Source organism: Parasphingomonas frigoris (assembly GCF_036663815.1).
Taxonomy (GTDB): Bacteria; Pseudomonadota; Alphaproteobacteria; order Sphingomonadales; family Sphingomonadaceae; genus Sphingomonas.
This window is the reverse complement of sequence record NZ_JAXOJQ010000003.1, coordinates 257,941-277,336: the sequence shown is the minus strand read 5'-3', so window position 1 is coordinate 277,336 and position 19,396 is coordinate 257,941. Positions and strand designations below refer to the sequence as shown.

At 68.2% G+C, this 19,396-nt stretch carries 21 protein-coding genes and 1 tRNA gene; 11 read left to right on the top strand and 11 right to left on the bottom strand.

The genetic code is table 11. From position 1 onward, the window contains the following. Positions 1-4: 4 nt before the first annotated feature. The 7 genes from U1872_RS11555 (at position 5) to U1872_RS11525 (ending at position 5,486) form a co-directional block, all read left to right on the top strand. Positions 5-262, top strand: a complete 258-nt coding sequence (locus tag U1872_RS11555) for a flagellar biosynthetic protein FliO (RefSeq protein WP_332793047.1) — start codon at positions 5-7, stop codon at positions 260-262. Further along, positions 259-1,116, top strand: a complete 858-nt coding sequence (gene fliP, locus U1872_RS11550; protein ID WP_332793046.1) for a flagellar type III secretion system pore protein FliP — start codon at positions 259-261, stop codon at positions 1,114-1,116. Before U1872_RS11555 ends, fliP begins: the two co-directional genes overlap by 4 nt. A gap of 4 nt (positions 1,117-1,120) precedes the next feature. Then, a complete protein-coding gene (fliQ, locus tag U1872_RS11545; RefSeq protein ID WP_332793045.1) occupies positions 1,121-1,390 on the top strand; it encodes a flagellar biosynthesis protein FliQ in 270 nt (89 codons plus the stop codon). A gap of 190 nt (positions 1,391-1,580) precedes the next feature. After that, entirely contained in the window at positions 1,581-2,360 is a 780-nt protein-coding gene (gene fliR, locus U1872_RS11540) for a flagellar biosynthetic protein FliR (protein WP_332793044.1), read from the top strand. After that, complete coding sequence (locus U1872_RS11535) at positions 2,360-3,493, top strand: EscU/YscU/HrcU family type III secretion system export apparatus switch protein (RefSeq protein WP_332793043.1); 1,134 nt, start codon at positions 2,360-2,362, stop codon at positions 3,491-3,493. The genes fliR and U1872_RS11535 overlap by 1 nt, the downstream gene beginning before the upstream one ends. Positions 3,494-3,549: 56 nt before the next feature. Further along, on the top strand, positions 3,550-5,082 hold the full coding sequence (gene fliD / locus U1872_RS11530) for a flagellar filament capping protein FliD (RefSeq protein WP_332793042.1): 1,533 nt from the start codon (positions 3,550-3,552) through the stop codon (positions 5,080-5,082). Continuing rightward, positions 5,082-5,486, top strand: a complete 405-nt coding sequence (locus tag U1872_RS11525) for a flagellar export chaperone FliS (RefSeq protein ID WP_332793041.1) — start codon at positions 5,082-5,084, stop codon at positions 5,484-5,486. The genes fliD and U1872_RS11525 overlap by 1 nt, the downstream gene beginning before the upstream one ends. Positions 5,487-5,508: 22 nt before the next feature. Here the strand turns inward: U1872_RS11525 and U1872_RS11520 are convergent, their stop codons facing one another. The 5 genes from U1872_RS11520 to argH are packed head-to-tail and all read right to left on the bottom strand — an operon-like array spanning position 5,509 to position 10,104. Further along, positions 5,509-6,459, bottom strand: coding sequence for a zinc transporter ZntB (locus tag U1872_RS11520; RefSeq protein ID WP_332793040.1), 951 nt, complete (start codon positions 6,457-6,459; stop codon positions 5,509-5,511). Then, positions 6,456-7,223: a precorrin-2 dehydrogenase/sirohydrochlorin ferrochelatase family protein gene (locus tag U1872_RS11515; protein WP_332793039.1), complete on the bottom strand. Its 768-nt coding sequence runs from the start codon at positions 7,221-7,223 to the stop codon at positions 6,456-6,458. The genes U1872_RS11520 and U1872_RS11515 overlap by 4 nt, the downstream gene beginning before the upstream one ends. Next, positions 7,220-8,482: a diaminopimelate decarboxylase gene (gene lysA / locus U1872_RS11510; RefSeq protein ID WP_332793038.1), complete on the bottom strand. Its 1,263-nt coding sequence runs from the start codon at positions 8,480-8,482 to the stop codon at positions 7,220-7,222. Before lysA ends, U1872_RS11515 begins: the two co-directional genes overlap by 4 nt. A 15-nt stretch (positions 8,483-8,497) precedes the next feature. Continuing rightward, entirely contained in the window at positions 8,498-8,737 is a 240-nt protein-coding gene (locus U1872_RS11505) for a hypothetical protein (RefSeq protein WP_332793037.1), read from the bottom strand. Then, positions 8,734-10,104 carry an argininosuccinate lyase gene (gene argH, locus U1872_RS11500; RefSeq protein ID WP_332793622.1) on the bottom strand — a complete coding sequence of 457 codons (1,371 nt, stop codon included), beginning with the start codon at positions 10,102-10,104 and terminating at the stop codon, positions 8,734-8,736. The genes U1872_RS11505 and argH overlap by 4 nt, the downstream gene beginning before the upstream one ends. Positions 10,105-10,123: 19 nt before the next feature. On the opposite strand from argH, the gene U1872_RS11495 reads away from it, so the two are divergent. Beyond that, the gene (locus U1872_RS11495; RefSeq protein ID WP_332793036.1) at positions 10,124-10,684 is read left to right on the top strand and encodes a TlpA family protein disulfide reductase; all 561 of its coding nucleotides are present in this window, start codon (positions 10,124-10,126) and stop codon (positions 10,682-10,684) included. A gap of 15 nt (positions 10,685-10,699) precedes the next feature. Here the strand turns inward: U1872_RS11495 and U1872_RS11490 are convergent, their stop codons facing one another. From U1872_RS11490 to U1872_RS11480, 3 genes are read right to left on the bottom strand one after another with little or no spacing between them, the layout of a single operon-like run. After that, on the bottom strand, positions 10,700-11,074 hold the full coding sequence (locus U1872_RS11490; protein WP_332793035.1) for a YdbL family probable chaperone protein: 375 nt from the start codon (positions 11,072-11,074) through the stop codon (positions 10,700-10,702). Beyond that, complete coding sequence (locus U1872_RS11485; protein ID WP_332793034.1) at positions 11,074-11,310, bottom strand: YnbE family lipoprotein; 237 nt, start codon at positions 11,308-11,310, stop codon at positions 11,074-11,076. The genes U1872_RS11490 and U1872_RS11485 overlap by 1 nt, the downstream gene beginning before the upstream one ends. Continuing rightward, positions 11,307-14,456, bottom strand: coding sequence for an intermembrane phospholipid transport YdbH family protein (locus U1872_RS11480; protein ID WP_332793033.1), 3,150 nt, complete (start codon positions 14,454-14,456; stop codon positions 11,307-11,309). The genes U1872_RS11485 and U1872_RS11480 overlap by 4 nt, the downstream gene beginning before the upstream one ends. A 424-nt stretch (positions 14,457-14,880) precedes the next feature. Between U1872_RS11480 and U1872_RS11475 the strand changes: the two genes are divergently transcribed. Continuing rightward, entirely contained in the window at positions 14,881-15,495 is a 615-nt protein-coding gene (locus U1872_RS11475; RefSeq protein WP_332793032.1) for a sulfotransferase family protein, read from the top strand. Between the two features lie 57 nt (positions 15,496-15,552). Here the strand turns inward: U1872_RS11475 and U1872_RS11470 are convergent, their stop codons facing one another. Then, positions 15,553-16,323 (bottom strand): right-handed parallel beta-helix repeat-containing protein, encoded by a 771-nt coding sequence (locus U1872_RS11470; RefSeq protein ID WP_332793031.1) that lies wholly within the window; start codon positions 16,321-16,323, stop codon positions 15,553-15,555. Positions 16,324-16,664: 341 nt separating this feature from the next. Then, positions 16,665-16,738 (bottom strand) — tRNA-Gln (locus tag U1872_RS11465). Between the two features lie 186 nt (positions 16,739-16,924). On the opposite strand from U1872_RS11465, the gene U1872_RS11460 reads away from it, so the two are divergent. Then, a complete protein-coding gene (locus tag U1872_RS11460; protein ID WP_332793030.1) occupies positions 16,925-18,145 on the top strand; it encodes a Ppx/GppA phosphatase family protein in 1,221 nt (406 codons plus the stop codon). Continuing rightward, on the top strand, positions 18,142-18,834 hold the full coding sequence (locus U1872_RS11455) for an RlmE family RNA methyltransferase (protein WP_332793029.1): 693 nt from the start codon (positions 18,142-18,144) through the stop codon (positions 18,832-18,834). Before U1872_RS11460 ends, U1872_RS11455 begins: the two co-directional genes overlap by 4 nt. Positions 18,835-19,051: 217 nt before the next feature. Here the strand turns inward: U1872_RS11455 and rpoZ are convergent, their stop codons facing one another. Continuing rightward, a complete protein-coding gene (gene rpoZ, locus U1872_RS11450; protein WP_332793028.1) occupies positions 19,052-19,396 on the bottom strand; it encodes a DNA-directed RNA polymerase subunit omega in 345 nt (114 codons plus the stop codon).

Genomic DNA, 19,396 nt, shown 5'->3' with positions numbered 1-19,396 from the left:
CGCCATGATGTGGTCGTACATTCTCAAGCTCGTCGTGCTGCTGCCGCTCGTCTGCGGCCTGATGATCGGCTGCCTCTATGCCTGGCGCCGGCTCGAGGCGCGCATGCCCGGGCAGCCGGCCAACCGCATGCTCAAGGTCGTCGAGACGATGATGATCTCGCCGAGCGTGCGGATCGCGGTGCTCGATTTCGAGGGGCGCAAGCTGCTCGTTTCGGTCAGCCGCACCGGCGTCGCGCTGCTCGACGGCGGGACCGGGAAATGAGCCTGCGCGTCGTTCGCAAGGGATCGGGGCCGAAACTGATCCGGCCGCCGGCGCCGCGCGTGTCGCACTGGGGCAAGCTCGCGCTCGTCCTGTTCGGCATCGTCTTCGCGCTGATCGTCGCGCATCCTGCCTTCGCGCAGGCCGCACCGCTCGCGACGCCGCCAGCGCCGGGCGCCGGCGACGCCGCGGATCGCGCGCTAAAGGATCTCGGCGGCGGCAATGCGCCGCTGGCGCTGTCGCTCCAGCTGCTCATCGTCATGGGGCTGCTGACGATCCTGCCGGGCATCCTACTGATGATGACGAGCTTCACGCGGATCATCATCGTGCTGTCGATCGTCCGCCAGGCGATGGGGCTCCAGCAGACCCCGCCCAACCAGGTGCTGATCGGGCTCGCACTGTTCCTGTCCTTCTTCGTGATGGCGCCGACGATCAACCAGATCAACGCCACCGCGATCCAGCCCTATGCCGCGAGCAAGATCGGCGCGACCGACATGATCAAGGCCGCCGGTATCCCGCTCCACGCCTTCATGACCAAGCAGACGCGCAAGAAAGACATCACGATGTTCGCCGGCATCGCCAAGAGCGGACCGTATCAGAATGCCGAGCAGATCCCCTTCTCGGTGCTGCTGCCGGCGTTCGTCACGAGCGAGCTCAAGACCGCGTTCCAGATCGGCTTCCTCGTCTTCCTGCCCTTCATCGTGATCGATCTTGTCGTCGCGACCGTCTTGATGTCGCTCGGCATGATGATGCTGTCGCCGACGATCATCTCGATGCCGTTCAAGCTCCTGTTGTTCGTGCTGGTCGATGGCTGGGCGCTGACGATGGGGTCCCTCGCCAACAGTTTCGTGAACTGATCCTATGGACGCAGACTATTTCCTGACGGTCGCCAACCAAACGATGTGGGTGCTCGCGCTCGCCTCGGCGCCGATCCTGATCCCGGCTTTGCTGGCGGGGCTGATCACCGGCATGATCCAGGCGGCGACGTCGATCAACGAACAGACGCTGTCGTTCGTCCCCAAGCTGATCGTCGTGGCGGTGTCGCTGCTGGTGTTCGGCAGCCTGATCCTCGGCCTGCTGTGCGACTTCACGCTCGGGATCTTCGAGCGGATTCCGGACCTGGTGCGATGACGATGGTGGGGGGGCGCACTTCTTCCCCCCTCCCGCTTGCGGGAGGGGATGGGGGAGGGCCTGTCACAAGCGCCTCGCATGGTTCCAGGTCATTCCCTCCCCTAACCCAGTTCGAGGTGAACGATGCCCCGCATCGTTCAGGTCATGCCGGGGGCATGGCCGACCTCGAACTCGCAAGCGGGAGGGGGATTTGAGTCCCTTGGGCTTCGGCCTGTCGATCGAGCCCCAGCTCTGGGCGTTGATCTTCGTGATGGTGCGCGTCGGTGCGGCGTTCGTCGCAGCACCGCTGTTCAGCGCGGTCGCGATCCCGCTCGTCGTGCGCGTCACGCTGTCGGGCGCGATCGGCGTGCTCGTGCTCGCCGCGCATCCGGTCACGCCGCCCGAACATGTCTTCGCGCTCGCGACGATCCTGGCGGTCGCCGCCGAGGCGCTCGTCGGGCTCGCGCTCGGCTTCGTGCTGCAGATCGCCTTTGCCGCGCCGATGATCGCGAGCGAGCTGATCGGCACGTCGATGGGGATCGGCTTCGCCTCCGCGATCGACCCGCAGAACGGCAAGTCGAGCCCGGCGCTCGGGCAATTCTTCTCGATGATGCTGACCCTGCTGTTCCTCAGCGTCAACGGCCACCTGATCCTGGTCGAGATGATCGTCAAAAGCTACGACGCGCTGCCCCCGGGCGCTGCCTGGCTGAAACCGCAGCAGCTCGAGAATATCGCCTTTTTCGGCGGCTATACCTTCCTCGCCGGGCTGCTGCTCGCGCTGCCGGTCGGCTTCCTGTTGCTGTGCCTCAACCTGATCGTCGCGATGATTTCGCGCTCGGCGCCGTCGCTCAACCTGTTCTCGGTCGGCTTGCCGGCGAGCCTCGCGGTCGGCGTGGTCGCGCTCGCGCTCGCCTTCCCCGCGATGGGCGACTATCTGCTCGTCATCGTCGATGAAGGCCTCGCCGCGACGCAATCGCTGGTGCTCGGCTGATGGCAGACGAGTTTGGTGAAAAGACCGAAGCGCCAACCGCCAAGCGCAAACGCGACGCGGCCAAGCAAGGCGACATCCTCAAATCGCGCGAGCTGGCGACCGCGCTGATGATGCTCGCCGGCTGCGGCTGGCTCGCCTTCATGGGCCCGTCGCTGATCGGCGCGTGCAAGGAGGTGATGCTGTCGAGCTTCGCGTTCGACCACCGCGACATCGAGGATTTCTCCCCCTTCCGCCCGCTCGTCCAGAGCGGCTGGAAGCTCGCGCCGTCGCTCGTCTCGCTGCTCGTGCTGACGATCGTCGCGGCGGTGGTGAGCCAGGCGGGGCTCGGCCATTTGACCTTCAACGGCGAACTGCTCGCGCCCAAGGCGGCGCGGATCAACCCCGCCTCGGGGCTCAAGCGGATCTTCGGGCCGCAGGGGTGGATCGAGCTTGGCAAGTCGCTGCTCAAGGTCGTCCTGCTCGGGGCGATCGGCTGGCACATGCTCGACCAGGTCGCGCACGCGACGATCGGGCTCGCCTCGACCAATATCGGCACCGCGGTCGGCGTGCTCGGCAGCACCTTCACTGGCGTGCTGTTCGCGATGGCCGGCGGGCTCGTCGTGATCGCCGGGATCGACGTCCCGCTGCAGATCGTCCAGCTGCTGCGCAAGCTGCGCATGACCAAGCAATCGATCCGCGACGAGCATAAGGAAACCGAAGGCTCGCCCGAAGCCAAGGGCGCGATGCGCCAGCGCCAGCGTGAAATGTCGAAACGCTCGATGCGCAGCGCGGTGAGCGAAGCGCATGTCATCCTGACCAACCCGACGCACTTCGCGGTCGCGCTGCGCTACGATCGCGCGACCGATCAGGTCCCCGTCGTCGTCGCCAAGGGCCGCGGCGTGATCGCGCTGGCGATCCGCGAGCTCGGTGCCGAGGCACGCGTGCCCGTGCTCGAATATCCCGCACTCGCCCGCGCGGTCTATTACACCAGCCGCGAGGGGCAGGAGGTCCGCGACGATCTTTACGTCGCGCTCGCCGCGATCCTCGCCTTCGTCTTCGGGCTCAACAGCCAGGCCGGCGGCTCGGCGCCGCCGCCGGCGGTGCTGGTCCCGCCGAGCGCGCGCTTCGATGCGAACGGCGTAAAAGAAAGCTAAATTTTACGGCTGTTTGGTCGTTGCTAACGAGTGAGCGCTTTTCCGGGACGACTGCCATGGTGACCACCACCGCCACGACCACCACGCCCACGACCCCTCCGGCCACGTCCACCGCGACGGTCTCGGGCTCGTCGATCCTGACCTCGCTCGGTGCCGGGTCGGGTGTCGACACCGCGGCGCTGGTCAAATCGCTCGTCGCCGCGCAATTCGCCGCCAAGAATGCGTCGCTCAGCGCGCAGGACAGCGCGCTGACCGCGCAGATCTCCTCGGTCGCCAAAGTGCAAAGCGCGATCACCAGCTTCGCCTCGGCGCTGACCTCGCTCGTCACCGGCGGTAGCCTCGCCACACAGCCGACCAGCTCGGATTCGAGCGTGCTGACCGCGACCGCGCTGTCCGGCGCGAAGCTGTCGGGCCTGTCGGCGCAGATCACCGTCAACCGGCTCGCCACCGCGCAGACCGCAGTGCTGACCTTTCCCACGCCCAATCCCGCCGCCAACCCGCCGGTGCCCGCCCCCACCTTCAAGGCTGGGACGCTGACGCTCAACTTCGGCACCGCCAACGGCACGACGCTCGACCCCAAGACGGACGACATTCCGATCCAGATCGCGGACGGCGCAAAGCTGTCCGACGTCGCCGCCGCGATCAACGCCAAGGTCAGCGGGCTCACCGCCACCGTCGTCACCAATGTCGACGGGACGAGCTATCTGTCGCTCAAGGGGCCGACCGGCACGGCCAAGGCCTTCACGCTCGACGGCGGCACCGCCAACCCGAACCTCTCCGTCGGGGGCAGCGGGTCGTCCGCGACGATCATCAGCGCCGCTGGCAATGCCAGCGTCACGGTCGACGGCGTCACCGTCGAGCGCGCCAGCAACACGATCAGCGATCTCGTCACCGGGGTGAAACTGACCCTCACCGGAGTGTCCGCGGCGGGCGCGGCCGGCACGCCCAAACCCGTCTCGCTCGGGAGCACGACCCCGACCGACGGCATCCAGCAAGCCGTCGGCGATTTCGTGACGACCTACAATCAGGTGCTTGCCGAGCTCAAGACCGAGACCGACCCAGCGACCGGTCCGCTGCGCAGCGATTACAATGCGACCGGCCTGTTGCGCGCGCTGCGCGGCTTGACGCTGACGACGCTGTCGACCGGCGCCGCCGCGGGCGAGCCGGTCAACCTCGCCTCGGTCGGCGTCGCCACCAACAAGGACGGCACGCTCAGCGTCGATTCGGGCAAGCTCGCCGCCGCGCTGCTCAAGACCCCGGCGGCGGTCGAAGCGCTGTTCGCCAACGGCACCGGTGCGAGCGGTGGCGGGCTGGCCGCCGCGCTCAACGCGATCACCACTGCTGCAACCGAGAACAAGGTCTTCGTCAACGGGCAGGCCGAGAGCACCGGGCTGACGGGAAGCACCGCGCTCTACACAGCGCGGCTCAACACGGTCAACGACGCCGAAGCCAAGGTGACCGCCGACACCGCAGTCTATCAGGATCGCCTGACCAAACAATATGCCGCCTCCGATGCGATCGTCGCCGCATACAAGGCGAGTGCGAAGGCGCTGCAGAGCCAGATCGACCAGTGGAACAAGACCGGCTGATGGGAGCCGCCTATGCCACGGCGTTCGGCCGCAACCCAGAGACGACCTATCGGCAGATCGAGCTCGCCGGCCAGACCGCCGCGGCCGATGGTCCCGCGCTCGTCCAATTGCTCTACGACGAGGCGATCCGCGCGCTGCGCGGCGCCGCCTGGGCCGCCGAGAACGGCAATTATGCGATGAAGAGCGACAAGGTGACGCGCGCCACCGCGATCCTCTTCGCGCTCGAGGCGGGGCTCGATTTCGACGCCGGCGGCACCGTCGCGCCAGCGCTCGCCAAGCTCTACGCCGGCGCGCGCCACACTGTCGTCAACGCCGCGATCGGCCAGGATCCGCGTCCCTTCCGCGAGGTGGCCGACACGCTCGACGAGATCGGCCAGGCGTGGAAATCGGTGCGCGCCGCCTGAGGCGCCCCCGCTGTGGATGGGTTCAGCCGAACCAGCGCTTGACCGAAAAATAGCCGATGATGCCGACCGTGATCGCGATGCAGATCCCGCCGATCACGTCGAACGCCCACGGCTCCTTGGCGAACGGCAGCCCTTCGACGTTCATGCCGTAGAGCCCGGTCAGGAAGGTCAGCGGCAGGAAGATCAACGCGACGATCGAGATCAGCAGCGAGCGCGAATCGATCTGTTCGGCGCGCAGGTCGGTCAGCGCCTCGTGCATCAGCGCCGAGCGTTCGCGGATCGCCTCCAATTCCTCGGCCATCCGCGCGGCGCGATCGGCCGCCGAATTGAGGTGCAGCCGGTCGTCGTCCTGCAGCCAGTCGCACGGCAGCGCGGCGAGCTTTTCGAGCGCGGCGCGCTGCGGGGTAAGGAAGCGGCGATAGCCGATCGCGGCGACGCGCACCTTGGTGACGCCGCGGCGCAGTTCGAACACCTTGTCACCGTCGAGATCGGCCTCGCAATCGTCGAGGCTGTCGCCGAGATTGCCGACTTCGGGGTCGAGTTCCTCGGTGATCGCCACCGCGAATTCGGCGATCAGGTCGCCGGGATCGCGGATCTTGCCGCCCTCGATCTCCTTGACGACGTCGTCGATCGCATTGACCGAGCGCCGCGTGACCGAGATCACCCGCCCCGCCTCGGCCCAGATCCGCAGCGAGGCGAGCGGGTCCGACGCGGTCATCTGCTCGTTCGAGCGCCCGCGCAGATTGAGGAACGCGCCCTCGCCGAGCGCTTCGCAGCGCGGCCGCGATTCGCCAGTGGTCAGCGCATCGACGACATAATCGGGCAGCCCGGCGACATCCGCCAGCCAGGTCTGCGCTTCCTCGTTGTTGGTGGTGAGGTGCACCCAGATGAGATCGCCCGGCGTATCGAGCGCCTGTTTGATGTCGAGGCGTTCGGCCTTCCCGTCCGCGACGCGATACGCAAATCCGCTCATGCCCACTCCACCCAGATCGACACCCCCGCGTCGCGCGTAACGGGCGGTATCTCGGAAACGATCCGCACCGCATCGGCGCGCGCGCGATCGAGGATCGCGGCGGGCGCGCCGGCCGGGGCGTAAATGCGGTCGGCGAGCGCCAGCGCGCGTGCCTGGCCGAGCGTCAGGTCGTCGGGGTCGGCCGACTGCAGGCGCAGCGTGATCAGGCGGTCGGTCGGTGCGGCGGGTGCCATCAGCCAGGTCTCGACCGCATCGGGGCTCGCCGCGAGCGGATCGAGCGCCGCACCCGGCGCAAAGGCCGTGCCCAGCGCGCGCCGGCGCGTGTCGAGCGCCGGAAAGGCCAGCCGGATCGCAGCGCGCAGGGCATAGAGCCGGTCCGCGAGCGGCCCGAGCGTCGCCGGGAGCAACGTCTCGAGCCGCTGGCGCAGCGCCGCCGCCAGCCCGGCCGAGGCGCCGCCCGTGCCGATCGCGATCAGCACCGGGCTGCGGTCGATGATCGCGGGCAGCGTGAAGTCGCACGCGTCGGGCCGGTCGACCGCGTTGACCAGCACGCCGCGCGCCTTGAGCCGCGCGATCGCCGCCTGCGCGTCAGCCTCCTCCTCGATCGCGACGATCGCGAGCGCGGCCGGGGTATCCTCGCCGACGATCGTCGCGCCGGCGCGTTCGAGCAGCCGGCGTTTCGCGTCGGCCGGCTCGCCCTCGCCGAGCAGGATCACCGGCCGTCCCGCCATCCGCACGAAAAGCGGAAGGCTGTGCAGGCTCACGCCTTCAGCCACTCTGGGATGCGCTCTGCAGCGAGGATCGTCTCGGGCAGGATGCGGTCGGCGACCACCGCGAAGCGATCGCCGTCGACCAGCACTTCGGGCACCAGAGCGCGGCTATTGTAGGTCGAGGCCATCGTCGCGCCATAGGCGCCGGCGGTGCGGAACACCGCGAGATCGCCGCTCTTCACCGCATCGATGTCGCGCGCCATCGCGAAGGTGTCGCCGCTCTCGCACACCGGCCCGGCGATGTTGGCGATCATCCGCTCGCCCGTCGGGTGGACCGCGGCGAAATCGTGCCAGGCGTCGTACATCGCCGGGCGCGCGAGATCGTTCATCGCGGCGTCGACGATGACATAGGGGTGGATCGCGCCGGGCTTGACCCAGATGACCTTGGTCAGCAGCACGCCGGCATTGCCCGCGATGACGCGCCCGGGCTCGAACATCAGCCGCACGCCCCAGTCCTTGGTGACGCGCGCGACCATCGCGCCATAGTCGGCGGGGCTCGGGAAAACCTCACCCGCGCGATAGGGCACGCCGAGGCCGCCGCCGAGATCGACGCGCTCGATCGGGTGGCCCGCCGCGCGCAGCTCGGCGACGAGCCGGCCGATCCGCGCATAGGCCGCCGCGAGTGGCGCGAGATCGCCGAGCTGGCTGCCGATGTGGATCGCCACCCCGCGCATCGCGAGGCCGGGAAGCGCTGCCAGCCGCGCGAAGATCGCCGGCGCCTGGTCGATCGGCACGCCGAACTTGTTCTCGCGCTTGCCGGTCGAGATCTTGGCATGCGTCCCGGCATCGACGTCGGGGTTGACCCGCAGCGTCGCATCGGCGCGCATCCCGCGCGCATGCGCCAGGCCGGCGAGCACGACGCCCTCTTCCTCCAGCTCGAGATTGAACTGGCCGAGCCCGACATCGAGCGCGGTCTGCAATTCGCCGACGGTCTTGCCGACCCCCGAGAACACCACGTCGGCCGCCGGAATCCCCGCCGCCAGCGCGCGCGCGAGTTCGCCGCCCGAAACGACGTCGGCGCCGTAGCCGGCATTGGCGAGGACGCGCAGCACCGCCAGATTGGGGTTAGCCTTGATCGCATAAGCGAGGTGGACGTCACCCGCCGCGGCGAGCCCTTCGCGAAACACGCGGGCATGACGTTCGAAGGTCGCGGTCGAATAGACGTAGACCGGGGAGCCGACCGCCTCGGCAATCGTCGCGAGCGGAACGCCCTCGCAGTACATTTCCCCGTCGACGAGCGCAAAATGATCCATGGAGTCGGGCCTAAATCAGTTGGGAGGCGGCAGGTCGAACTCGTCGCTGCGCCGTTCCTCGGAATTCTTGAGCACCTCGTCGCTCCGCGAAGGGCGCGCCTGGTTGCTCGGCTTGAGGAGATCGGCGGGGGTCGGCGTCGCCTTGGCGCCATAGGGCGCGACCGGCAGGGCTTGCCCCGCGGCCGGTTTCAATCCCGATGCCGAACCGCAACCGCAGAGCAGTGCGGCGCAGGCCAATCCGAGCGCGATCCTCATGCCGTCTTCCCCTCGCGTACCGCCGCGATCGCCGCGCGGACCCGGACCGGCGCGGTGCCGCCGAAGCTGGTGCGGCTGGCGACTGATGCTTCGACCGACAGCACGCCGTAGACGCGGTCGTCGATCCGCGCGTCGATCGCCCGCAGGTCGGCGAGCGGCAGCGCGTCGAGCTTGAGCCCGAGCGCTTCGGCACGCGCGACCGCCTGCCCGGTGATGTGATGCGCCTCGCGGAACGGCACGCCGGCTTCGCGCACCAGCCAGTCGGCAAGGTCGGTCGCGGTGGCGAACCCGGCTTCGGCGAGGCCGCGCATCCGATCGGTGCGGAAGGTCGCGCTTTCGACCATGCCGGTCATCGCCGCGATCGACAGGCCGAGCAGGTCGTGCGCCTCGAACACCGGCGGCTTGTCGTCCTGCATGTCCTTCGAATAGGCCAAGGGCAGGCCCTTCATCGTCACCATCAGCGACGTCATGCAGCCGAGGATGCGGCCGGCATGGCCACGCACCAGCTCGGCGGCGTCGGGATTGCGCTTCTGCGGCATGATCGAGCTGCCGGTCGACCATTGGTCCGACAAAGCGACGAAACCGAACGGCTGCGACGCCCACAACACGAACTCCTCGGCGAGCCGCGAGAGGTGCAGCGAGCATTGCGTCGCGCAGGTCAGATATTCGATCGCGAAGTCGCGGTCGGACACGCCGTCGAGCGAGTTGCGCGTGGGCCCATCGAAGCCGAGCGCCGCCGCGGTCATGTCGCGGTCGATCGGGAAGCCCGTGCCGGCAAGCGCCGCCGAGCCGAGCGGCGACAGGTTCATCCGCGCGCGCGCATCGGCGAAGCGGCTGCGGTCGCGCGCGATCATCTCGTGATACGCCAGCAGATGATGACCGAGCGTCACCGGCTGTGCGCTCTGCAGATGCGTGAAGCCGGGCATCACGCTGTCGGCATGTTCCTCGGCGCGCGTCAGCAGCGCATCCTGGAAGGCGGCGAGCGCGGTCTCGACCTCGTCGATCGCATCGCGCACCCACAGCTTGAAATCGGTCGCGACCTGGTCGTTGCGCGAGCGGGCGGTGTGGAGCCGCCCCGCCACCGGGCCGATCGCCGCGGCGAGCCGCGATTCGCTCTGCATGTGGATGTCTTCGAGCGCCATGTCCTCGGCGACACCGTGCGCCTCGTAATGGGCGGCAACCACGTCAAGACCCGCGGAAATCGCCGCCGCATCCTCAGCCGATACGATCCCGGTCGCGCCGAGCATCGCGACATGCGCCTTCGACCCGGCGATGTCCTGCCGCCAGAGACGCTTGTCGAACGGGATCGAGGCATTTATCGCACGCATGACGGCTGCCGGACCCTCGGCAAAGCGCCCACCCCACATCGCATTGGATGCATCGCTCATGTTGTTTCGCTCGGTGATCGCTTCGGTCCTGCTGCTCGGGCTTGCCGGGTGCGATAAGCAAGTCTCGTCCAACGGGCAAGCCGACGTCGCCGCGAACAGCACCGCGCCCGCCGCCGCTACGGCCCCGGCCGAGACCAGCAAGATCGACCGCAGCCACAAGGGCGAGGCCGCACCGACGCTCAGCTTCGAGGATCCGGCGGGCAAGCCGACCACCCTCGCGGTGTTCAAGGGCAAGCCCGTGCTCGTCAACCTGTGGGCGACGTGGTGCGGCCCGTGCGTCAAGGAAATGCCGACGCTCGACCAGGCCGCCGCGACGATCGCTGTCGCGACGATCAGCCAGGACAAGGACCGCCCGACCGTCGCCGCCTTCTTCGCCAAGGAGAAGTTCGCCCGGCTCCAGCCGTATCTCGACAAGGAGCTCGGCTTCAGCCTCGCCTATAACGCCAGCCTGCCGATGAGCATCCTGTTCGATTCGGCCGGCAAGGAAGTGTGGCGCAGCACCGGCGGGATGGATTGGACCAGCGCGACCGCGAAGGCCGCGCTCGCCGAGGCGAAGTAAGCCCCGGCCAAAGCGTCAGATGCAGCGCGAATCGCGCTCGGGCGCCGCGGCGGTGCGGGTCTTCCACTGGCCGTCGGGGCCCTTATACTTTTCGCCCGGCGCGGTCTGGCTGATCAAATTGCAGCCGCTGGTGAAGGCGAACTGCTCGACCGTCGCGCCCGAGCTCGCGCTCTGCTGCGTATAGGCCGCCTTGCGCTGGATGTTGAGGCTGTTGACCATCGCGCGCACCTCGGGGCTGGCCGCGCCGATCACGCCGAGATAGCCGTCGGGCTGCTCGCCGACCTGCCCCGCGGCGCGCGCCGCCTGATAGGCCGGGCTGCGCTGGGCGAGCGCGGCGGTCGCGGTGCCGATCAACCCGATAATGGCGAGCGTGGTGATCATGCGTTTCATCAGAAAATCCCCGGTTGTGCCTGGATCAAATTCTTGGCCTGACCGTCGAGACGGTAGACGACCTCCTGCGTGACGCTGATGTTGAGGTTGATCACGATCGGCTTGTCGGGCGCGCTCACCGTCACGCACGCGCTCTGCGCCAAAGCGGCCACCACCACAGCGGCCATCGTCATCGTTCTCGTCATCATGCCCGTGGTCGGTCGATCCTTGGTCTTCGTCAATGCTGTTTCGTTCATGGCACGATCCTGCTGTCGGAAGGCTGAATAGGGGTGGGCGGCTTGGCCCGCTTGTTCTGCTCCTCGAGCAGCGTCGGCAGGTTGCGTTCGATCAGGCGGCGCGGGTCGTAGAAGCTCTGCGCCGAATCGATCAACTGGCGGAAGGGCGCGCTGATCCGCACGTTGAACACCAGCGGCAGCTTCTGCAGCCGGTCGAACAGGAAGTTGCGCTTGGCGCCCGCGCCCTGCCCGATCCCGGCGAAGCGCACCTCGGTGATCATCTCGCCGGCGAGCGGCCCGTTCATCACGATCTCGAGGCTGCGATAGCGCAGCGATTTGAGCGCCTGGAACGCGAAATTGCCCCAGAAGCCGACATCCTTCTGCGTCACCTCGCCGACATAGGCGACCGTCCCGCCGCCGGGCCGGACGGTCAGCGTCCCCTGCTCGATCCGCCCGCCGGTCGCATCGAACACCATCGGCAGCGCGCCGTCGAAGATGCCGGTGGCGTTGAGGTTCTTGAAGTCGAACTGCTGGAGGAACTGGTCGGCCTGCATCCCGTCGACGCGGAAGGTCATCCGCCGCTCCTGCGTCTTGTCGAAATCGAGCACGGTCGGCTCGAGCGTCAGCGTCCCCGCGGCGAACGGCCAACGCCCCTGCTCGATCGCGATCCGCGTGCCAGGCAGCAACTGATAGCGCACGACGCCGTCATTGACCGCGATCCCGGGGTTTAGCGTCTTGATCGTCGCGACCTGGCCCGGCGCGCTCTGCAGCGCGAGCAGATCGGTGAAGCGGATTTCGCCCGCAATCCCCGTCGCCGGGCCGAACGCCGCCGCGAGATCTGTGCCGGGGGTCCGGAACACGCCGTCGCTCGTCACGCCCTGCGGCGTCCAGCGGATGTGGCCCTCGCCATTCACCGACCCGACCACGTTGGCGATCACGCCATAGGTCAGCGACGTCAGCGCGTCGGGTTGGAATTGCGGGCCAAAGACGATGCCGGGGACGGTGAGATCGGCATGCCCTGCCCCGGCGCCGAGATCATGCGCGATCGCGACATCGGCGACCTTCACGCTTTTGGTCGGCTCGAACAGCGTGCCGCGCGCCGCGATCCTATTGTCCGCCAGCGTCAGCGCGACACTGCGCGCGGCGAGCGGATTGAAGCGCGGGTTGGGCGCGCTGTCGGCGACCATCATGCCACCGTCGAGCGCCAGCACGTTCGCGGCAAAGCGCCACTGCCCCGCGGCCGACGAAAGCAACAGCGGCACCGCGCCGATCTGGCCGCTCGCTCCGTCGAAAGTGCCCGCGAACCCTCTGGCCGCAAGGCTGCCCCCGAGCGTCGCGACATCGAGCCGCGTCACTCGTTCGGGCGCCCCCAGCCGAACGCCCAGCCCCGTCGTCGCAAAGCGCCGCGCGCCGAGCAGCCATTCGCCATGCTGCAGCGTCACGCCGATCGGCGAGGAACCTAGCCGACCCGCGAGGTGGATCGGCCCGATCGTACCGCCGCCACGCACCGCGCCCTGATCGAGCCGCACCAGCGCACCGTCGCGCGGGCACAGCGTGATGCTCGAGCGCGGCAGATCGAGCCCGCCAACCGCCAGCCGCTCGAACGCCAGCGGCGCGCAGGCAGGATTGAGCGTCAGCCCGGCGCGGCCGTCCCAGCGCGCGTCGAGCGGCAGGCTGAGCGCGGTGACCTGGCCCCCACCGATCGGCCCGCTGAGCGCGGCGCGAGTCGTGATATGCGTCGCACCGCTGGTGGTCGCACTAAAGTCGATCGGCGTCAGCGCGAGCCGCGCAGCACCTGCGGCATAAGGCGCGACAATCGCCCGGCCGATCAACGGTGCGCCGAACCCGGCCTGACTCACGCGGACGCTGGCGTTCGGCAAGCCACCGCCGCCGAGCGTCACGGTGCTGTCGATCCGCACGCCGCCCGGCCAGCGATAGAGCAGCCCGCTCCCGCCAGCGAGCGTCGTGCGCGCGCCCGATTCCGCCGCGAAAGCGAGCCGCGATACGATCACCTGCCCGCGCCCGGCATTTAAGATCGTCGAGACGCGCGCGTCGACATCGCCCGATCGGCCCGCGGCCTTCAGCGCGTCGACCGCTTGTGCGACGATCGGGCCGACCGGCGTTCCCGCGCCCGCGCCGCGCACCGGATCGAGCCGTGCGCGCCATGCCGGCGGCAACCGCGCGCCACCGGCTTGCGCGCGCCCATCGAACGCGAGCCCACCGCCCGCATAGCGATACCGCCCCGCAAGCGCGGTCCGCGTCGCGGCGAGTCCCGCAGCTGCGGCAGCGCCCGAACGCAGATCGAGTTCGCCCGCAACATCGCGCGCCGACCCGCCGAAATCGATCGTCCCCGCCAGCGCCCGGACCGCGGCCCCGCCACCGTCGAGCGCGGCGATCGCCAGCCGCGCCGATCCGCGCCCGCTGTCGAGCTTCGCCGCGAGCGTCGCCGTCAGATCCGCGCGTGCCGACGTCATCCGCGCACCGCCGCAGGCACCGCGCGCGAGCGTCACCGGGCCGGTCATGCTCGGCCGCGCCGCGCGCACCTGCACGTGCAGCACCGCATCGAGCGCTTCGAGACGGCAGTCGCCCAGATCGAGCGCGGCCGCCTTCGCGCCAAGCGTTCCCGCAAAGCCATCGTCGAGTCGTCCCGCCCCGGCCAGATGCAGCGCAACCGGGCCGTACGGCGTCGCCAGCGCAATGCTGCCGTCCGCAATCTCGGCTTTGATCGCGGGAAGCGCGAACGGCTTGCCCGACGGTGCGGGCAGCAATCGGTCGATCGTCCCGAACGACACCTTCCCGCCGGCAAGCTGTGCGCGCAGCTGCACCCGGCCGGCCCGGATCGCGCTGACGCTCGCGCCCGAAACCCACAGGCTGGTATCGACCTCGACCCAATCGGCCAGCAGATCGGGATGGCGCGGGTCGCCGATGCGGACATTGGTCAGCCGCTGCGTGCGAAATCCGATCCGCGCGATCTCATAGCGCGCCGGGATACCGCGCGCCGCAAGTGCGTCATCGATGAAATGCTCGGCAACGGGTTTGCGCGCCAGCCATAGGGCCCCGAGCACCGCCACCAGCAGCAGCACCACGCCACCGAGCCAGCGCCAGCGGCCGCGGCGCGGGCGGGAAGCGTCCGCAACCGCCGCTGCGCCTGGTCCACTGTCGGTCACCCGCTCTCCCTATTGCGCGACGCAGTCGCTCGCAAGCGATCGCGCGGACGATCGGCAACCGGGAGGCCACTGCTGGCCAGACCTGGGTTCGGACGGGTGTCGGTTTCGCACGCCGCCCTGACCCGCTCGCCGTACCCCTGGCGACCGGCCGCGCTGCGCGTCCGGGGGTACTGTCGAGATTTCGTACGAGCCTGTCGTTGGGGCGTCGATGAACGGTCGAAAAGCCAAAAAGGGGCGCGAGTCCATTGCTTCTCGCCCGGAGACAAAATCACACCCAGAAGGCGTTATATACTGTATTCATGCTTCGTTTATCACAGGCATTTTATACGTTTATTGAAACCTCTGTCGAATCACACTATTGGTGCCACAGAGCCGGGTGGCACTACGACGATTTCGAATCGTCACCCGAATCGCGGGACCCGCCATGGCGATCGTTTCTTTCGAGCCCAATCTCATCTTTATCAAGACGCGCAAAACTGCGGGGACGTCGCTGGAGGTGCATTTTGCCGAATCGTGCGATCCGGCCGCTATCGTCACGCCCATTCATCCCCCCAACCCGCTGCATAGGCCGCGCAACTGGACCGATTATTATAACCACATGTCCGCCCGCGAGATCCGGGCGGCGCAGCCCGGGCGCTTTCGCTCCGCTTACAAATTCGCCTTCGAGCGGCATCCGGTCGACAAATGCCTGTCCTTCTACGCGATGCTCCGCCACTCGCCGCACCATCGCAGCGAGAACGGCCCGCACAGCTGGCGCGACTATGTCGAGCAAGGCGACTTCCCGGTCGACGACTCGCTCTACACCGATGATGATGGGACGCTGATCGTCGACCGGCTCTATCGCTACGAAGAGATTGGCGAGAGCCTGCGGCACATCTCGGACCAGACCGGGCTGCGCTATCGCCCGCTCACCGCCCGCGAGAAAAGCGGCTTTCGCCGCGACGGCATCCCGCGCTTCGCCGAGGTGATGGCCGAGGCGTCGACCCGCGACCGGATCATGCACGCCTTCGCCTCGACGCTGCGCCATATCGCCTATTGAGCCGCAGCCGAGCGGCCCACGCCGCCCGCCTGGGCCGGCGCAGGCCGCCGTTGCCGCTTATTGCAGCGGCGTCGTCGTCGTCGGCAGGTCGCCGGTCGGGATGACGTTGTTGCCGAACGAGCGAACCACACCGCCGGACAGGATATCCAGCGACTTCACACTTCCGAGAATCTGGTCGTTCGCGATGAACACGTCGTTGCCCGCGCCGGTAACCTTCACCCCGTCGGTGGTATTTCCGACCAGCAGCGAATTGAACAGCTTCACATGGCCGAAGCCCGGCGTGGAGGCGACGATGATGCCGTTGTTGTTTCCGGTGAACATGCTCTGGTCGACGGTGACACGCGCCTGATCGACCGATTGGACGAGAATGCCGGTATCGAAATTGCGGATATCGCAATCGCGGATCAGGACTTCCGCCGCTCGCGTGATTAGCACCCCGGACTGCGGCAGCACCGTACCGGTATTCTTCAGGCCTTCGAGGTCGAGCCCCTCGAGCACGATCTTGTCGGTCGCCGCGGCGTTGATGACGATGCCGTTGGTACCGGCAGCCAGCACCCCGGCTTCCACCCCGACCGCCCGCAGCGTGATCGACTTGGTGATCGTCACGCCACCGAACCCGCCCGAATCGATCACGTTGATTTCGCCGCCCGCTGCGGTTTTGGAGATCGCACCGGCAAAGGTCTTGCACGGCGCCGTGCGCGAGCATGGGTTGGCATCGTCGCCGACTCCGGAAATCCAGGTACGGGTCGCCTGCGCGAAGGCCGGACTGGCCCCCGCCACCGTCGCCACCGCGAGACAGGCAAATAGATTTCGAACAATGTTCTGCATAACCACCCCCTAAAAGACGAGCGAACGCACTGTACAAAGTATGGAAGCGATTAGCACATCGGCGGACCGAGCATAAGGTCCTTATCGGCGCCGTATTTTCTCGCTTTACGCGGTACACATTCGATATTTTCATTAATCCATGAAAATATACTATGTGAGCCGCAAGGCATTTGGCCCGCGCTACCTTCAACCATTGGGATGGCAGGCGTATGGCGAAGCCCACTTGGGCCCCGCGCGCCGCGGTCATACTCGCCAATGCCACGCGGACGGACGCTGGCGCCGCCCACGCGATCGATCGGACTTCTGGGAAAAGCGCTTCGAAAAGTCGAGCGCGAGATGGCTGGATGCCCCGTGAGGATTCGAACCTCAATAGGCGGTATCAGAAACCGCAGTCTTACCATTAGACGACGGGGCAACGCCGGGCTCGCGCTCTAGGAGGGGTCGCCGCGCCTGTCAACCGATCGTGTGGCGACACGGACCACATCGCCGGCCCGGATCGCTTGCCGCTCGTCCGGCCTTACGCTAGCATCGCGCCCAAGCACCGAACGGCGCGCCACCCGGCGCGGCGCGACGGCAGAACAGAATAAGCGAGTCACACGGCATGGCGGATCGATCGCCCGATATGCCGTACCGGCAGGCCAGGCCTGCTCGTTCGGCACCGACCAACGGCACGCCCGCCCCTGGCAGGCCTCCCGGCGGTACCCCTACCGCAAGCAAAGCCCCCGCGCGCAAACCGCCGGTCGACAAATCGCCGAACGACAGGGCGCCGAACGACAGGGCGCCGACCGACAAGCCCACGGCGCCCAAACCACCGGCTGGCAAGGGCGCCGCACGGACCGGCGCCGCGCGCGCTCGCGAACCGCGCCATTTCGCGGCGCTCGATCTCGGCACCAACAATTGCCGCCTGCTGATCGCGCGTCCGCAGGGCGACGGCTTCGCGGTGGTCGACGCCTTTTCGCGAATCGTCCGGCTGGGCGAGGGGCTCGCCGGATCGGGCCGGCTCAGCGACGCCGCGATCGAGCGGACGATCGCGGCGCTGAAGATCTGCGCCGACAAGTTGCGCCGCCGCAACGTACACCTGTCGCGCGCGGTCGCGACCGAAGCCTGCCGCCGCGCGAGCAACGGCGCCGACTTCATCGCGCGCGCCTATGCCGAGACCGGCATCCTGCTCGACATCATCAGCGCCGAGGAAGAGGCGCGGCTCGCCGTGCTCGGCTGCCACGCGCTGATCGAGCCGGGCGAGGACCCGGCCCTGGTGTTCGACATTGGCGGCGGATCGACCGAGCTGGTGCTGGTCGACACGCGCGGCGAGACGCCGAGCGTGCTCGACTGGCACAGCGCGCCGTGGGGCGTGGTGTCGCTGACGGAGAGCGCAGGGCACGGCCCGCCCGGCCAGGATGGCGGCGCCGAAGGGCGCGCGGCGGCCTATGCGCGGATGCGGTCATTGGTCACCGAAAGCATGGCGCCATTCGCCGCGCGGCTGCCGCGCGGGATCGCCGTGCCGCGGCTGCTCGGCACCTCGGGCACCGTCACGACACTGGCGAGCGTCCATCTCGGGCTGTCGCATTATGATCGCGCGCAGGTCGACGGGCTGATCGTCCCCGCCACCGCGATGCGCCAGATCAGCGCCGATCTCGCCGCGATGGACCTGCGCGAGCGCGCGCAGCTCGCCTGCATCGGCACCGAACGCGCCGATCTGGTGGTCGCGGGGTGCGCGATCCTCGAAACGATCATGGATTTGTGGCCGGCGCAGCGGCTCGGCATCGCCGATCGCGGCATTCGCGAAGGCATCCTCCGACGATTGATGGGAAATGCGGCATGAGCAACGATGGCGGCGGGCTCAGGGTCCGGGTCAAGACCGCGCGCAAGCGCACCGCGCAATCGACGCGCTGGCTCGAGCGGCAGTTGAACGATCCCTATGTGAAGCGTGCCAAGGCCGACGGCTTTCGCAGCCGGGCGGCTTATAAATTGAGTGAGCTCGACGAGCGCTTCGGCTTCCTCAAGGGCAAGCGCCGCGTGGTCGATCTCGGCCTCGCGCCGGGCGGCTGGGCGCAGGTGGTGCGGCGGCAGGTGCCCAAGGCGGCGATCGTCGGGATCGATCTGCTGCCGGTCGATCCGATCGAGGGCGTGACGATCCTCCAACTCGACTTCATGGACGATGTCGCGCCCGAGCGGCTGATGGCGGGCCTGGGCGGCACACCCGATCTCGTGCTGTCGGACATGGCGGCGAACACCGTCGGCCATCCGCAAACCGATGCGCTGCGCACGATGGGGCTGGTCGAGGCCGCGCTGGCGTTCGCGATCGACGTGCTCGAACCCGGCGGGGCATTCGTCGGCAAGGTGTTTGCAGGCGGCGCCGACACGGCGCTTGTCGCCGAGATGAAGCGCAATTTCACCACCGTGAAGCACGCCAAGCCGCCCGCGAGCCGCAAGGCATCGAGCGAATGGTATGTCGTGGCGCAGGGTTTCAAGGGGCGGGCCAAGGCCGCGCCGGAGGGTGACGATGACTGAGGCTGGGGCGGGAGTGCGCGGTGCCGGGAAATCGGCGGCTCGCGACTGGGCCCCGGCCTTCGCCGAGGACACGGACTGTAGGAAAGTGCGTGCCGATCAAAAGGCACGCCGTGGCAAAGCGACGTCGTCGGCCGACACGCGCGGGTACAAGCCCGCGCGGTCGCCGTCCGGGTTTCGGCTTGTCCTCCGCTAACGGCTTTGCCGTTAGCGTCGGGCCTCAACCTTCGTAATCGGCCCCGAGATTCTGGTTACGCGGCGGAGCGGCAGCCGTGAGGCGCAGCGCCTCGGCCGAAGCCGCGAGCGAACCGACCGCATCGGCGACGTCTTCGTCGTCGACCTGGACACGCTGCAGCCCCGAAATGACCGATTCCTTGAGCGTCGGCGGATGGACGAGTTCCTCGGCGATCTCGCGCAACGCGACGACCGGGTTCTTGTCACGATCGCGATCGACCAGCAATTCGGCGCCGCCCGAAATCTGGCGGGCGCGTTGCGCCGCGAACAGCACGAGATCGAAGCGGTTGGGAATCTTGTCGACGCAATCTTCGACAGTGACGCGCGCCAT

Coding starts and splice junctions, on each gene's coding strand:
- U1872_RS11555 (WP_332793047.1), top strand. CDS start 5: ATGATGTGGTCGTACATTCTCAAGCTCGTCGTGCTGCTGCCGCTCGTC.
- fliP (WP_332793046.1), top strand. CDS start 259: ATGAGCCTGCGCGTCGTTCGCAAGGGATCGGGGCCGAAACTGATCCGG.
- fliQ (WP_332793045.1), top strand. CDS start 1,121: ATGGACGCAGACTATTTCCTGACGGTCGCCAACCAAACGATGTGGGTG.
- U1872_RS11535 (WP_332793043.1), top strand. CDS start 2,360: ATGGCAGACGAGTTTGGTGAAAAGACCGAAGCGCCAACCGCCAAGCGC.
- fliD (WP_332793042.1), top strand. CDS start 3,550: ATGGTGACCACCACCGCCACGACCACCACGCCCACGACCCCTCCGGCC.
- U1872_RS11525 (WP_332793041.1), top strand. CDS start 5,082: ATGGGAGCCGCCTATGCCACGGCGTTCGGCCGCAACCCAGAGACGACC.
- U1872_RS11520 (WP_332793040.1), bottom strand. CDS start 6,459: ATGAGCGGATTTGCGTATCGCGTCGCGGACGGGAAGGCCGAACGCCTC.
- lysA (WP_332793038.1), bottom strand. CDS start 8,482: ATGGATCATTTTGCGCTCGTCGACGGGGAAATGTACTGCGAGGGCGTT.
- U1872_RS11505 (WP_332793037.1), bottom strand. CDS start 8,737: ATGAGGATCGCGCTCGGATTGGCCTGCGCCGCACTGCTCTGCGGTTGC.
- argH (WP_332793622.1), bottom strand. CDS start 10,104: ATGTGGGGTGGGCGCTTTGCCGAGGGTCCGGCAGCCGTCATGCGTGCG.
- U1872_RS11495 (WP_332793036.1), top strand. CDS start 10,124: ATGTTGTTTCGCTCGGTGATCGCTTCGGTCCTGCTGCTCGGGCTTGCC.
- U1872_RS11490 (WP_332793035.1), bottom strand. CDS start 11,074: ATGAAACGCATGATCACCACGCTCGCCATTATCGGGTTGATCGGCACC.
- U1872_RS11485 (WP_332793034.1), bottom strand. CDS start 11,310: ATGAACGAAACAGCATTGACGAAGACCAAGGATCGACCGACCACGGGC.
- U1872_RS11475 (WP_332793032.1), top strand. CDS start 14,881: ATGGCGATCGTTTCTTTCGAGCCCAATCTCATCTTTATCAAGACGCGC.
- U1872_RS11470 (WP_332793031.1), bottom strand. CDS start 16,323: ATGCAGAACATTGTTCGAAATCTATTTGCCTGTCTCGCGGTGGCGACG.
- U1872_RS11460 (WP_332793030.1), top strand. CDS start 16,925: ATGGCGGATCGATCGCCCGATATGCCGTACCGGCAGGCCAGGCCTGCT.
- U1872_RS11455 (WP_332793029.1), top strand. CDS start 18,142: ATGAGCAACGATGGCGGCGGGCTCAGGGTCCGGGTCAAGACCGCGCGC.
- rpoZ (WP_332793028.1), bottom strand. CDS start 19,396: ATGGCGCGCGTCACTGTCGAAGATTGCGTCGACAAGATTCCCAACCGC.